This is a genomic window from uncultured Jatrophihabitans sp., from assembly GCF_964251945.1.
Lineage (GTDB): Bacteria > Actinomycetota > Actinomycetes > Mycobacteriales > Jatrophihabitantaceae > Jatrophihabitans.
This window is the reverse complement of record NZ_CAXULP010000003.1, coordinates 390,640-404,855: the sequence shown is the minus strand read 5'-3', so window position 1 is coordinate 404,855 and position 14,216 is coordinate 390,640. Positions and strand designations below refer to the sequence as shown.

Here is a 14,216-nt window from a genome sequence, read left to right as displayed (position 1 = left end):
GTGCCCGAGCTACCTGAAGTCGAGGCGCTCGCGACGTTCCTGCGCGAGCGGGCGGTGGGGCGCAGCGTGATCCGCGCGGACGTCGCCGCGATCAACGCCGTCAAGACCTTCGATCCGCCGCTGTCCGCGCTCGGTGGCGCCGAGGTCACCGGCGCCTCGCGGCACGGGAAGTTCCTCGATCTCGACGTGAGCGGGTTGCATCTGGTGATCCATCTGGCCCGCGGCGGCTGGCTGCAGTGGCGCGAGTCGCTGCCGCCCGCCCCGCCCCGGCCGGGCGGCAAGGGTCCGATCGCCTTTCGACTGCATCTTGCGCCGCCGCCGGACGCCGCGGATGACGCCCTGGACGCCGCCGTCAGCGGCTTCGACCTGACCGAGGCCGGGACGCAGAAGCGGCTGGCCGTATACCTCGTCCGCGACCCGCTGGGGGTGCCCGGCGTCGCCCGGCTCGGCCCGGACGCGCTGACGATCAGCCGCGACGACCTCGCCCGGGTCCTCGGCGGGCAGCGGGTGCAGCTCAAAGGCGCGCTCACCGATCAGACGCTGCTGGCCGGCGTCGGCAACGCCTATTCGGATGAGATCCTGCACGCCGCGCGCCTCTCGCCGTTCAAGCTGGCCGACAAGCTCACCGACGACGAGCTGAGCCGGCTGCACGCCGCGCTCGCCACGGTGCTCGGCAACGCCGTCGAGCGCTCGGTCGGGCAGAAAGCGGCGACGTTGAAGTCGGAAAAGCGCAGCGGACTGCAGGTCCACGCCCGGGCCGGGCTGCCGTGCCCGGTGTGCGGCGACACCGTGCGCGCGGTGTCCTTCGCCGACCGCAGTTTCCAGTACTGCCCCACGTGCCAGACGGAGGGCCGCGAGCTCGCCGACCGGCGACTGTCGCGGCTGATCAAATGACCCGGCGCGCGTTGCGCGCTTCTCCTGGTCCCGTCCGGTAGCGATTCGGCCAGATTTCGCAACCGCGCGGAACCAGGAGAAGCGAATCGGGTGGCTTAGGCTGGTCGTCATGCGCCCGCCCGAAGTGCCGGCCGTCGAGGTCGACGCTATTCCGGCCGACGCCGTGCTGCTCGATGTCCGCGAGGACGACGAGTGGGCGGCCGGGCACATCGCCGGTGCCACCCACGTGCCGATGAACAGCGTGCCCGGCAAGCTGCAGCACGATCCTGGTCCGCTCACCCCGGACGCCCCGATCGTCGTGCTGTGCAAGGCGGGCGGCCGCTCGGCGCAGGTCACCGGATGGCTGCGGCAGCAGGGCTACGACGCGGTGAACATGTCCGGCGGGATGCTCGCCTGGGCACGCGCGCACCGCCCGATGGAAGCCGACGACGGTGGCCCCGCGCGCGTTCTCTGACCCCGCGCACGCCGCAGTCCGTATCCGGGAAATCGTCGTGCTGTTCGAATGCGCGTCATCTCCCGGCCACATCGGCGAGTGACGATGGTCCACGTGAGACCGCGCAGCGCGCCTGCTCCGCTCCAGCCGCCCGATCGGCCGATGGTCGTCGCGCACCGGGGCGCGTCCTCGGCCGTCGCCGAGCACACCCTCGCCGCCTACGAAGCCGCGATCGCGTCGGGCGCCGACGCGCTCGAGTGCGACGTCCGCCTGACCCGCGACGGCCACCTCGTGTGCGTGCACGACCGCACGGTGAACCGCACGTCCAACGGGCGCGGCGTGGTGAGCGAACTCGACCTGGAGACCCTCGACCGGCTGGACTTCTCGTCCTGGCACGGCGACCTGCCGGCCACCGCGGACAACCTGCTCGGCGAATCGCCCTACCTCGAGGGCGTCGCCGCCGACCGGATCGAGCACGGCGGCGGGGTGCTGACCCTGGAGCTGCTTCTGGGGCTCGTGCACGACGCCGAGCGCGACGTCCGGCTGCTCATCGAGACCAAACACCCGACCCGCTACGGCGGCCTGGTCGAGCAGACGCTCGTCGAGCTGCTCGCCCGGTTCGGCTGGTCCGGCCGGCGCGGGGCGACGCAGGATTTGCGGCAGGCGGACCTGCGCCAGCCGGCCGAGCTGGACAACCGGGTGATCGTCATGAGCTTCGCCAAGACGGCCGTGCGCCGGGTCCGGCTGCTGGCCCCGGACATCCCGACCGTCAAGCTCATGCGCCAGATCAAGCCGAAGCGGCGGGACGGATCGCTGCCGCGCGGCGTGCCGATCGCCGGGCCGAGCCTGCAGGCGCTGCGCGGATGCCCGGAGTTCGTCGAGCGCGCCCATGCGCACGGCCACCCGGTCTACGTGTGGACGGTGGACGAGCCGACAGACGTCGCCTTTGTCCGCGACCTCGGCGTGGACACGATCATCACCGACCGGCCGCGCGAGGTCGTCGCCCAGCTCGACGAGGGCGCGTCGCAGGTGCCTGCTTGATCACCGAATCGACCGCCGAGGTTTGAAGCCGGCAGACCCCGGGGCAGACTGCTGCACATATCGCAAACAACGCGGGGAGTCAACGAGCGATGGGTGAATTGGCAGTACGACACGAGGCCGCAAGCGCCGGGGTGGTGCGCTCGGCGATCGCTGCCGACCTGACCCGACGCTCGATCGCGCCGGACACCGTCGACGACGTCCTACTGGTAGCGAGCGAACTGGTCGGGAACGCGGTGGTCCACACTGGGCCGACGTGGGACGGCGACGTCGCGAGCGAGCTCGACGTCTTCTGGGACGTCACATCGGACGCGGTCGTCGTCCAGGTGCTCGATTCCAGCGCAGACGCGCCCCGGCCGCGCGTCGCGAGCAACACCTCGACCAGCGGCCGCGGGCTCGCGATCGTCGCAGCGCTCGCCGACGCTTGGGGCGTCGAGCCGGCGGGCGAGGGCAAGCAGGTTTGGGCGCGGGTCCCGCTGGCCTGCTGAGGCCGTCCTGCCGAAGCCGTTCTGCGGACGGTGCGTGCTCAAGCCGCGCAGCTCAAAGCTGACCCGCTGGGGCGTCACTCGCCCGTGTCGCCGCCGGCCAGTTCGGACACGACGTCCAGGTGCCCCAGGTGCCGCGCGTACTCCTGCAGCAGGTGCAACAGGATCCGCTCCAGCGTCGGTGGCGGTGCGCCGTCCCACCGCTCGCCGGGGGCGCCGACGTCGTCGAGGTCGGCGGACGCGACGATCGCGCGCGTCCGGTCGCCCTGCGCGGTGAGTTCGGCCAGCACGTGCTCGGCGGTGGCGTCGGGTTCCACGTGCCAACGCCCGGCCTGCTCGTCACCCCATGGATCCGCCACCGGCTCGCCGCGAAAACCCCACTGCAGCCAACGCAGCTCGACCCAGCGCAGGTGCCGAGCCAGCTCCAGCGGCGTCCAGCCAGACGCGAGCCGGCTCGCCCGCTGCTCGCCGGCGGAAAGCCCGGCGATCTTGTCGATGATCCGAGCGCGGAAGTAATCCAGGTAGCCGATCAGCACCTGCTCTCGCGTGGCGGCCGCCACCGTCGGCGACGGAAACTCGGCAGTCATGACGGGCGGCTCACGACGGGTCGCTCATAGCTGGACGCCAGAGCTACCCGACCGCGGCGAGGCTGCGCAGCACCCGCAAGGCCACCGACAGCGTCGCGAGGTCGGCACCCTCGCGCTCGAGCGCCGCGGACACCGTCGCCCGAGCCCGCTCCACGCGTTCGGCGTTGGTCGCGGTCCATTCCTCGATCCGCGCGTCGATGTCCAGCTCCGCCGGGGTGGAGCGCAGCACCGCGGTGGTCATCGCCGCCAACGCCTCGTACACGTCATGCCGGGCCGCCGCGCGAGCCAGCGTGGACCACCGGTCGTCGCGCGGCAGCCCGGTCACCTTCGTCAGCAGCAGGTCGACCTGCATCCGCTCGGAGAGCGCGAAATGCAGCGGCGCGACCAGCTGGGGCGGCGTGTTGGTCGTGTGTCCGATCTCCACGATGTCGAGGATCAGGTAGGCGCTGAGCAGCTCAGCCACCTGCGTCGCCAGCCCGGCTGGCAGCCCGAGCTCGACGAGGTTGTCGACGTCGTCGGTCAGGGTCTGCAGCTCCGCGCCGCGCAACAGGCGCGCGCAGCTGGCGCCGAGCGACGCGACTGCCGGCCGGAAACGCTCGATCTCCGCAGCCACGTCGGTCAGCGGGAACCGCAGGTCGACGAACCACCGGGTGGCGCGGTCGATCAACCGGCGAATCCTCTGGTATGCCGCGTGCTGAGCGGCCACCGGCACCTGGTTGTCGAGCTCCTCGACGGCCGTCCACAGCGATGACAGTCCGAACACCTCGCGCACCACGCTGTACGCGCGCGCGACCTGGCCGACATCGACTCCGGTCTCTTCGATCGCCCGGTGCACGAACGTCGTCCCGGAGTGGTTGATCATGTCGTTGACGACCGCGGTGGTGATGATCTCGCGGTGCAGCGGATGCTTGGGCAGCTCGTCGGCGAATCGTTCGGCGAACGCCGTCGGGAAGTAGCTCGCGAGCACGTGTTGGAACCACGGCTCGTCCGGCAGCGTGGAGTCCTCGATGTGCGCGGTGAGCGTGATCTTCGAGTACGCGAGGAGCACCGCGTTCTCCGGCGAGACGAGACCGCCGTCCGCGGCCTCGCGCTTGGCGATCTCCAGGTCGTCGGGCAGGAACTCCAACGAGCGGTCCAGCTCGCCGGCCGCGGCCAGGCGCTGCATGAACCGCTGGTGCACGCCGAGCATGCGCGGGTCCAGCATCCGCGCCATGCCCAGCAGCACGTTCTGGTCGTAGTTGTCGCGCAGCACGTGCCGGGCGACGTCCTCGGTGGCGTCGGCGAGCAGCCGGTTTCGTTCGTCACGGGTGAGCGAGCCGCGCGCGACCGCCTGGTCAAGCAGGATCTTGAGGTTCACCTCGTGGTCGGAGGTGTCGACGCCGGCGGAGTTGTCGATCGCGTCGGTGTTGATCCGGCCGCCGGCCTGCGCGTATTCGATGCGCGCGCGCTGGGTGAGGCCGAGGTTGCCGCCCTCGCCGACGACCTTGCAGCGCAGCTGGTTGGCGTCGACGCGCAGGGTGTCGTTCGCCTTGTCCCCGGCCGCCGACTGCGGCTCGTAGGATGCCTTGACGTAGGTGCCGATGCCGCCGTTCCACAGCAGGTCGACCGGCGCCAGCAGGATCGCGTGCAGCAGCTCGGTCGGCGCGAGCGCGGTCGTCCCCTCGGCCAGTCCGAGCGCCTCGGCAATCTGCGGGCTGATCGGCACCGACTTGGCGGTCCGCGGGTAGACGCCCCCGCCGGCCGAGATCAGCGCCGGGTCGTAGTCCGCCCACGATGAGCGCGGCAGGTCGAACAGCCGTCGGCGCTCGGCGAACGACGTCGCGGGGTCGGGGTCCGGGTCGAGGAAGACGTGCCGATGATCGAACGCCGCCAGCAAGCGGATCTGCTCGGACAGCAGCATGCCGTTGCCGAACACGTCGCCGGACATGTCACCGATCCCGACAACCGTGAACGGCTCGCGGGAGACGTCCACGCCAAGCTCTCGGAAGTGGTACTTCACCGATTCCCACGCGCCGCGCGCAGTGATGCCCATCGCCTTGTGGTCATAGCCCACCGAGCCGCCTGAGGCGAACGCGTCGCCGAGCCAGAAGCCGTAGTCGATCGCGATGCCGTTGGCGATGTCGCTGAACGTCGCGGTGCCCTTGTCCGCGGCGACGACGAGGTAGGGGTCGTCGGCGTCGTAGCGGCGGGTCCGCGGCGGATGCTCGACCTGACGCGTGGCGCCCCCGTCCGCGCCGGTGCTGACCACGTAGTTGTCGGTGACGTCGAGCAGCGCCGAGATGAACGCGCGGTAGCAGGCGACGCCCTCGTCCAGCCAGGCGCCGCGATCGACGGCAGGGTCGGGCAGGCGTTTGCCGACGAACCCGCCCTTCGCCCCGGTCGGCACGATCACCGCGTTCTTGACCATCTGCGCCTTGACCAGGCCGAGGATCTCGGTGCGGAAATCCTCACGCCGGTCCGACCAGCGCAGCCCGCCGCGGGCCACCGCGCCGAAGCGCAGGTGCACGCCCTCCACGCGCGGCGAGTACACCCAAATTTCGAACTTCGGCCGGGGCTGCGGCAGGTCCGGCACCCGCCGCGGATCGAGCTTGACAGCGAGGGTGTCGCGCCGCTGGCCGGTCTCGTCGGTGCGGTAGGCGTTGGTGCGGGTCGTGGCGTTGATGAGGCCGAGGAACGAGCGCAGGATGCGGTCCTGGTCGAGGCTCGCGACGCCGGCCAGCAGCGCCTCGAGGTGTGCCAGCCGGCTCGTCTGACCGTCGACGAGCGGCGCTTCGGTGTCCCGGTCGGGATCGAAACGGGACTCGAACAGCTCGACCAGCTCGACCGCGATGTCGCAGTGTTCCACCAACGCCTGCTCGAGGTAACCCTGGCTGTAGGCGGTGCCGACCTGGCGCAAGTACTTGGCGTAGGCGCGCAAGACGTTCACCTGCCACCACGTGAGCCGGCTGCGCACGACGAGCGCGTTGAGCCCGTCCTGCTCGATGCCGTCGAGCCAGAGCAGCCGGATCGTGTCGATGAAATCGTCGGCGTGCTGCTGGTCGAACTCGACGCCGCGGGGCAGCCGCAGCCCGAAGTCGTAAATCCACGTGGACTCGCCGGCGCCCACGGCCAGCTCGTAGGGCCGCTCGTCGAGGACCTCGACGCCCATGGACGTGAAGGTCGGCAGCACCCGCGCCAACGACACCGCCCGGCCGGTGCGAAACACCTTGAGCCGGCGGTCCGCCGCGTCGTGCTTGCCGGGGGTGTAGAGGTCGAAGGCAAGGCCGTTGTCGGCCGGCAGCTCGGCGAGCCGGGTGAGGTCTCGGACGGCCGTCGGCGCGCGGAAGTCCTCCTTGTATGCCTCGGGCAGCCCCTTCGCGTAGGAGCGCATCACCCGCCCCGCCGCGTCGTCGCCGACGGCGAGGGCGAGCAGGTCGGCGAGATCGTCGCTCCAGCGCCGGGTGACCTGGGCGACCTCCTCCTCGACGATCCGCCGCTCGGGCGAGGGCGGCTGCGCGCCCGGCCGCACCGCGATCAGCAGCTGCATCCGGGCCAGCCCGAGCTCCACGATCCGGTCGTCGGCGCCGATCAGCTCGCCCGGCCAGTGCCCGCACACGACGTCGGTGACGCGGCGGCGGGTGTCCGGGCCGAACCGGTCGGCCGGGAAGTAGACCAGCACGGTGATGAAGTCGCGATTGAGGTGGGTGCGCGCGAACACGCCGACGGTGCCGTGATCGGCCCGATCGGCCACGAGCTGGGAGAGCCGCAGCAAGTCGGTGGTGGGCGCTTCGAGCAGCTCGTCGCGGGGCAGCGTGCGCAGCGCGGCCAGCAGCCGGCGGCTGGTGTGGCTGTCCGGCCGCACGCCCGAGCGCAGCAGGATCTCGGCGATCCGGCGGCGCACGACCGGCACCCGGCCGACGGTGCCGTCCTCGGCGCTCGCGAGCAGGCCGAGGAAGACGTGGATCATCTGCGGCTCGGCCCCGCCGGCGGGCGTCACGACCGTGACGCAGTCGTAATGCGCGCTTCGTCGCACGGTCGACACCAACGGCGACTTGAAGATCACCAGCGGCGCGCCGCTGCGGTACGCGGGCAGCAGCTCGAGAGGCGAGACGCGGGCCCGGCCGCGCAGCACCCCGGATTCGCGACGCGCGCTGCCCTGCGGCCGAGGGCTGGCCAGCTCGTTGGCCGAATACGCGGCGTGTCCCAGGATCAGGAAGTTGCCGTCGGCCAACCAGCGCAGCAGGGCGCCGGCCTCAGCGCTCGTCTCGCGGTCGAACTCGCCAGGCTCTGAGCGCAGCCGGTCGGCCAGCTCTCTGATCAGGTTGTACATGTGCGGCGCGTCCTCGACGGCGTTGAGCACGTCGTCGAGAACGTCGTCGAGGTCGTGGGCCAGTTGCTCGCGCTCGTCGGCCGGCACCGGATCGAGTTCGATGTGCACCCAGGACTCGACCAGCGCGCCGTCGGGCAGCTCCGCGTTGTCGTCGACGTCGTGCAGCACCGCCATCGCGCCGTCGGAATCGCGGCTCACGACCAGCTGCGGATGCAGCACGTGCCGCGCCGGCCGGCCGCGCCGGATCAGCTCGGCGCGCAGCGACTCGACGATGTACGGCGCGTCTTCGCAGACGATGTCGACGGCGGTGTCCGGCGGTGCTGTCCTCGCACTTCCGGACGCGCGCGGCGGACCGGCTTCGGCCGCCGGCAGGTCGGCGATCCGCAGCAGCGATTCGCCCCACGGGCGGCTGCGCCCGAAGGCGAACGCGTCCGCGGCGAGCCGGGCGAGCGCCTCACCCGGCCGGCCGGGCAGCTGACTGGCGGCATGGGCGAGGAATCGGCGCGCGAACACCGCCGGGTCGGCGCCGACGTGCGTGCCGGTCATGGGTCACCTCGTTGTGACTGGCCCCGTGCTGCGAGTGCGGGGCGGCTGGCGGACGCCTCGCTCGTCGGCGTCATTGCCTCCATCCTGTCACTGCCGCGGTCCGGGCAGGAGGTGCAGGATCGAGGGATGATCGGCGACTTGCCCCAACCAACTGGCCCGGCTCGACCGACTCGCCCGCTGCCGACGAGCGCTTCCTACGGCATCACGGTGCGCATCTATGCGCCGCCGTCGGCGTCGGTGGTCGGCGAGCTCGCGATCGCGGTCGGCGGCGCGGGCGGCCTGGTCACGGCCATCGACGTGAGCGAGTCCCGACCAGACCGGGTCACGATCGACGTCAGCTGCTCCGCGGTGAACGGCGAGCACGCGGCAGAGATCGTCGAGGCGATGCGTGGCGTGCCCACGGTGACCGTGCACCGGGTCAGCGACCGGACCTTCCTGTTGCACATCGGCGGCAAGATCTCCGTGCAGCCGAAGGTGGCGCTGCGTACCCGCGACGACCTGTCGATGGCGTACACCCCGGGTGTCGGGCGGGTGGCGCTGGCGCTTGCGCAGCACCCGGAGGACGTCGTCAAACTGACGATCAAGGGAAACTCGGTCGCCGTCGTCACCGACGGGTCGGCGGTGCTCGGGCTGGGCAACATCGGCCCGGGCGCGGCGCTGCCGGTGATGGAGGGCAAGGCGGCGCTGTTTAAGCGGTTCGCCGACATCGACGCGTGGCCGATCTGCCTCGACACCCAGGACGCCGACGAGATCGTGCAGGTGGTCCGGGCGATCGCGCCCGGCTTCGGCGGCATCAACCTCGAGGACATCAGCGCCCCGCGGTGCTTCGAGATCGAACGTCGGCTGCGCGAGCAGCTCGACATCCCGGTGTTCCACGACGACCAGCACGGCACCGCGATCGTGGTGACGGCGGCGCTGACGAACGCGCTACGGTGCGTGTCCAAGACGCTGGCCACAGCCCGGATCGCGGTGGCCGGCGGCGGGGCGGCGGGCACCGCGATCGTCACGCTGCTGCTCTCCGCCGGCGCCAAGAACGTGCTCGTCTGGGACCGAGCAGGCATCCTGGCCCCCGGCGACCCGCGCCTAGACGACGCGAAACAACGCCTCGCCGAGCAGACCAACCCGGCCGGCGTCACCGGCGACCTGCACGACGCGTTGCGCGGGGCGGACGTGTTCATCGGCGTCAGCGCGCCGAACGTGCTGGCCGCCGAATGGCTGCGCGACATGGCGGCCGATCCGGTGGTGTTCGCGCTGGCGAATCCCGATCCGGAGGTGGACGTCGACGCCGCGCAGCAACTCGCGGCCGTCGTCGCCACCGGCCGCAGCGACTACCCGAATCAGATCAACAACGTGCTCGCGTTTCCCGGCGTGTTCCGCGGCCTGCTCGACGCCCGGGCCCGCGAGGTGACGACCCCGATGCTGCTCTCGGCGGCCGACGCCCTTGCCCGCTGCGTGTCGGCCGAGCAGCTCAACAGCGCCTACATCATCCCGTCGGTGTTCGACCCGGCGGTGCCGACGGCGGTGGCGGCCGCCGTGCGCGAGGCGGCCGCCGACGGCGGGTCCTGACCAGCAGGGCCCGTCAGTGGTCACCCGTCAGTGGTCACTTCCGCAGGTCAGTGGGCGCCTACAACCGCCCACTGACAGCGCAACTGACCACTGCCGCGACGCGGACGGGTCAGCCGGCTGGCGCGAGGGCCTCGGCGGCCGCCAGGAAGGCGTCGTTCTCGGTCGGATTGCCAATAGTCACCCGCACTCCGGAGTCGGCGAACGCGCGCACGACCACCTTGTGCTCCTCGCACCGCGCGGCCCAGGCAAGTGTCGCGGCGCCGAGCGGCAGCCAGACGAAGTTCGCCTGCGACGGCGGCACGGCGTAGCCGAGGCGCAGCAACGCGTCCCGCACGCGGGCCCGCTCGGCGCCGACCTCGCGCACCCGTTCGACCATCTGCGCCTGGGCGGCCGGCTCGAGCGAGGCGAGCGCGGCGGCCTGGGCGACCGTCGAGATCGAGAACGGCACCTGGGTCTGAGCCAGCGCGGCGGTGATCGCCGGGTCGGCGGCGATCGCGTAGCCGACCCGCAGCCCGGCCAGCCCGTACGCCTTGGAGAAGGTGCGCAGCACCACGAGGTTGGGGAACTCGGCCAGCAGCGTCAGCCCGTCCGGGACGTCGGGGTCGGCGACGAATTCGCGGTACGCCTCGTCCAGGGCGACGACGACGTCCGGCGGCACCGCGCGTAGGAACCGGACCAGCGCTTCGCGGCCGACCGCCGTGCCGGTCGGGTTGTTCGGGTTGCAGACGAAGAGCAGCCGGGTCTTGCCGGTGATCCGCTCGGCCATGCCGGCGAGGTCGTGCACGTGCTCGACCAGCGGCACCTGGATCGCGGACGCGCCGCTGACCGCGGTGATGATCGGATAGGCTTCGAACGAGCGCCAGGCGAACACGATCTCGTCGTCTGCGTCCGCGACCGCCTGCACCAGCTGCGTGCACAGGGCGACCGATCCGCCGCCGACCCGCACCTGGTCGCGCCGCACGCCCAATCGCTGTGCCAGGGCGTCGGTCAGCGCGGCGGCGCCGTTGTCGGGGTACCGGTTGGCCTGCGCGGCGACGGCGGCGATGCGCTCGATCACGTGCGGCAGCGGCGGGTAGGAGGTCTCGTTGCTCGCCAGCTTGATCGCGCCCGGCACGCTGCGGCCCGGCACGTAGGCCGGGAGCCGCTCGAGCATCGGCCGCAGCGACAGGCTCATCCGGGGCCCCTGCGGAATCGCGAGTGTTCTTTGCGAGCGATTTCGTGGGGTGATCTCATCCGGGGCCGCTGCGGAATCGCGAGTGTTCTTTGCGAGCGATTTCGTGGGGTGAGCTCATCTATCCGCTTCCTTCCGACGGGCGGGTGGGTTGTACCGCTCGACCCGCGCCTTGCGGCCCTTGATGAGGGTCGCCTGCAGCGCGGCGACCACCTCCGCCTCGGCGGCGGCGGGAATCTCGACCGTCGAGTACTTGTGGGTGATCTCGATCGCGCCGATCTGCCGGCCGGACAGACTGGTCTCGCCGGCGATCGCGCCGACCAGATCCTGCGGCCGGATCTTCGCCGCGTGTCCGAGGCTGACGAAAATGCGGGTGGTCGGGCCGTGGTCGCGAGTGCGCGCGCCGCCGTTGCCGGCGAGTCCGGCGCCGTGCCCGGATCCGTGCCCGGATCCGTGTCCTGTTCCGTGTCCTGAGCCGGGCGGGCGGCCGGCGCGTGCGTCCTGATCCTCGGCACGTGCCGCCACGACCGGGATGTCGGTGTCGTCCTCGTCGACCCCGCTGGCCTCGTGCGCGAGCCGCACGGCGGCGAGCGCGATCTCGACGAGGTCGTGCTCGTCGCCCAGGGTGTCGACGACGACGCGATAGCGCTCGTTGCCGTCCGGGTCCGCGAGCGCGTCGGACAGCGCGGCCCGGGTGAGCTCGAGGCGGCGGGTGCGCAGATCGGCGACGGTCGGCAGCGTCTCGACGGCGATCTTCACCCGCGTCGCCTTCTCGATCGCCTTGAGCAGGCGATGGTGGCGCGGCTCGACGAGCGTGATCGCGACGCCGTCGCGGCCGGCCCGCCCGACCCGCCCGATGCGGTGCACGTAGGCGTCCGGGTCGGAGGGGACGTCGTAGTTGACGACGTGGGTCAGGTGGTCGATGTCGAGGCCGCGGGCGGCGACGTCGGTGGCGACGAGCAGCTCGGCGCTGCGATTGCGCACCCGGGACATGACGCGGTCGCGCTGGTCCTGCGTCATGCCGCCGTGCAGGGCCTCCGCGCGGTAGCCGCGCGCGCCCAGCGTCTCGCCCAGGGTGTCGACCTCTTCGCGGGTGCGGCAGAAGACCACGGCGGCCGTCGGCGCCTCGACGTCGAGGATTCGCCCGAGCGCGGACGCCTTGTGCTGCCGCTGCACCAGGTAGGCCACCTGGCGCACCCGGGCCGTGCCGGCCGCGGACTGGTCGCGGGTGATGCGGACGGTCACCGGGTCGCGCAGGTAGCGGCGCACCAACCCGTCGATCCGGGCGGGCAGCGTGGCGGAGAACAGGACGGTCTGCCGGCCGGCCGGCACCGCCGTCATGATCGCCTCGATGTCCTCGGCGAAGCCCATGTCGAGCATCTCGTCGGCCTCGTCGAGAACGACGGTGCTCAGGTCGGCGAAACTCACGGTCGACCGAGTGAGGTGGTCGATGGCCCGGCCGGGGGTCGCGACCACCACGTCCACGCCCGACTCGAGCGCCCGGATCTGCCGGCCGATCGGCTGGCCGCCGTAGACGGCGAGGACCCGCGCGCCGAGCGGGCGGCCGTAGCGGTGGACGGCCTCGGCGACCTGGATGGCCAGCTCGCGGGTGGGCACGAGAACGAGCGCCTGGGGCGCGGACCCGCCCGGGACGATGCGCTGCAGCAGCGGCAGCGCGAAGGCCGCAGTCTTGCCGGTGCCGGTGGCCGCCTGCCCGACGACGTCTGCGCCGCGGAGCAGGGCGGGGATCGCCTCGCGCTGGATCGGCGTCGGTTCCTCATACCCGAGCGCGTCGAGCGCCTGCTGCAGCTCAGCCGCCAGACCGAGGGAGTCGAAGGACGTCACACCGACCAGCCTCGCACGTCCGCGCCCGCCGCTTTCCGCGCTTCCCCGCGCTCAATCTCGGATCGCGGCCACCGCGGCCAGTACGGCGAACACCGCGAACACCGCGCCGGCGATCCGATGCACGAGATGTAGCGGCACTCGCCGGACGATGACGCTGCCGGCGACCACGGCCAGCGCGGCGACCAGCACCAACGCGACCCAGGCGCCGACCGCGGTGGCGATTGCGTGCGCGGCGCCGCTGCGGCGGGCGACGAGGCCCGCGGTCGCGATCTGGCTGGCGTCCCCCCACTCGGCGGCGAACAGCACGCCGAAGGACGTCGCGACGATGCGCCAGAAGGGCGCCGCCTCGCGTGCCTCCGCGAGCTCGGGATCCTCGTCGTCTTTGGCTAACGACTCACGGATCAGCAGCGCCGCGCCGACGGCGAACAGCCCGGCGACGACCGCCTCGACCACGCGGCGCGGCAGCAGCGTGAGCGCGCTGCCTGCGGCCGCCGCGATCGCGCACTGGACGGCGAACGCCGCGGCGACGCCGATCAGCACCGGCCGAGACCGGTAGCGCGTCGACAGGATCAGGGAGGCGACCAGAGTCTTGTCCGGCAGCTCGACCAGCAGCACGACGCCGAGAGCGATCAGCGCGGCGGTCACCTGGGACATAGCGGCCCATCCTGCCGGAGGACTATGTGCTCACCCGCCCTGGTCCGGCTGGCTGTGCGCGGCGCTCGCTTGCCGGCCGCTGGTGTCGTCGCGCTCGACGTGTCTGCCGGATTCGCGCAGCTTGCGGCCATAGCCTGATCGACGGTGCTCACCTACGTCGCGGTGTTCGCGCTGGTCCTCGGCTACCTCGCCGTCGTCGGCGCGTACTTCGCGCTGCGCACACTGGCGAAGCTTCGCCGCGCGACCGCCGTCCTGTCCCGCGGCGCACGCGGACCTGAGGCGCAGGCGTCGCTGATCGAGGCCACGCAACGCAACACCGAGCGGTGCGAGCTGATGGCCGAGGAGCTCGGGCTGCTTCGCGAGCAGGTCGCGACCGTGGCCGCCGCAGGTGGGCCAGGCGGCACGCCCGGCGCGCTGCGCAACGTCGCGTTGGTGCGCTACGACGCGTTCGGCGAGATGTCCGGGCGGCTGTCCTTCTCGCTCGCGCTGCTGGACGAGCAGGGCGACGGCGTCACGGTGAGCGCCATCGCCGGTCCGACGGACACCCGGGTATACGCAAAGGGCGTCAGCAGTGGCAAGGGCGAGAACGAGCTGTCGCCGGAGGAGCAGCAGGCGGTGTCCTCGGCACTGGCCAAGCGCCGGCTGCTGAGTCGCAAGTCCGCCTGACCCTTGCGGCGCCGTCCTCCCG

At 72.0% G+C, this 14,216-nt stretch carries 11 protein-coding genes; 6 read left to right on the top strand and 5 right to left on the bottom strand.

All coding sequences use genetic code 11. From position 1 onward, the window contains the following. The 4 genes from ACFFBG_RS09440 (at position 1) to ACFFBG_RS09425 (ending at position 2,853) form a co-directional block, all read left to right on the top strand. The gene (locus ACFFBG_RS09440) at positions 1–894 is read left to right on the top strand and encodes a DNA-formamidopyrimidine glycosylase family protein (protein ID WP_375477962.1); all 894 of its coding nucleotides are present in this window, start codon (positions 1–3) and stop codon (positions 892–894) included. Between the two features lie 109 nt (positions 895–1,003). After that, the gene (locus ACFFBG_RS09435) at positions 1,004–1,348 is read left to right on the top strand and encodes a rhodanese-like domain-containing protein (RefSeq protein ID WP_375477960.1); all 345 of its coding nucleotides are present in this window, start codon (positions 1,004–1,006) and stop codon (positions 1,346–1,348) included. Positions 1,349–1,432: 84 nt separating this feature from the next. Further along, the gene (locus ACFFBG_RS09430) at positions 1,433–2,368 is read left to right on the top strand and encodes a glycerophosphodiester phosphodiesterase family protein (RefSeq protein ID WP_375477958.1); all 936 of its coding nucleotides are present in this window, start codon (positions 1,433–1,435) and stop codon (positions 2,366–2,368) included. An 89-nt stretch (positions 2,369–2,457) separates the two neighbouring features. Further along, the gene (locus ACFFBG_RS09425; RefSeq protein WP_375477956.1) at positions 2,458–2,853 is read left to right on the top strand and encodes an ATP-binding protein; all 396 of its coding nucleotides are present in this window, start codon (positions 2,458–2,460) and stop codon (positions 2,851–2,853) included. Between the two features lie 74 nt (positions 2,854–2,927). Here the strand turns inward: ACFFBG_RS09425 and ACFFBG_RS09420 are convergent, their stop codons facing one another. Further along, complete coding sequence (locus ACFFBG_RS09420) at positions 2,928–3,437, bottom strand: DUF664 domain-containing protein (protein WP_375477955.1); 510 nt, start codon at positions 3,435–3,437, stop codon at positions 2,928–2,930. A gap of 43 nt (positions 3,438–3,480) precedes the next feature. Next, positions 3,481–8,292, bottom strand: a complete 4,812-nt coding sequence (locus ACFFBG_RS09415; RefSeq protein ID WP_375477953.1) for an NAD-glutamate dehydrogenase — start codon at positions 8,290–8,292, stop codon at positions 3,481–3,483. 126 nt (positions 8,293–8,418) lie between these two features. On the opposite strand from ACFFBG_RS09415, the gene ACFFBG_RS09410 reads away from it, so the two are divergent. Next, positions 8,419–9,858, top strand: a complete 1,440-nt coding sequence (locus ACFFBG_RS09410; protein ID WP_375477951.1) for an NAD-dependent malic enzyme — start codon at positions 8,419–8,421, stop codon at positions 9,856–9,858. A gap of 109 nt (positions 9,859–9,967) precedes the next feature. Here the strand turns inward: ACFFBG_RS09410 and hisC are convergent, their stop codons facing one another. From hisC to ACFFBG_RS09395, 3 genes are all read right to left on the bottom strand, one after another. Next, positions 9,968–11,032: a histidinol-phosphate transaminase gene (hisC, locus tag ACFFBG_RS09405; RefSeq protein WP_375477949.1), complete on the bottom strand. Its 1,065-nt coding sequence runs from the start codon at positions 11,030–11,032 to the stop codon at positions 9,968–9,970. A gap of 114 nt (positions 11,033–11,146) precedes the next feature. Next, positions 11,147–12,874 carry a DEAD/DEAH box helicase gene (locus ACFFBG_RS09400; protein ID WP_375477947.1) on the bottom strand — a complete coding sequence of 576 codons (1,728 nt, stop codon included), beginning with the start codon at positions 12,872–12,874 and terminating at the stop codon, positions 11,147–11,149. A 51-nt stretch (positions 12,875–12,925) separates the two neighbouring features. Beyond that, entirely contained in the window at positions 12,926–13,528 is a 603-nt protein-coding gene (locus tag ACFFBG_RS09395; RefSeq protein ID WP_375477945.1) for a TMEM165/GDT1 family protein, read from the bottom strand. 144 nt (positions 13,529–13,672) lie between these two features. Here ACFFBG_RS09395 and ACFFBG_RS09390 point away from each other — a divergent pair, with 144 nt between their 5' ends. After that, positions 13,673–14,194, top strand: coding sequence for a DUF4446 family protein (locus tag ACFFBG_RS09390; RefSeq protein WP_375477943.1), 522 nt, complete (start codon positions 13,673–13,675; stop codon positions 14,192–14,194). The last annotated feature ends 22 nt before the right edge of the window (positions 14,195–14,216 follow it).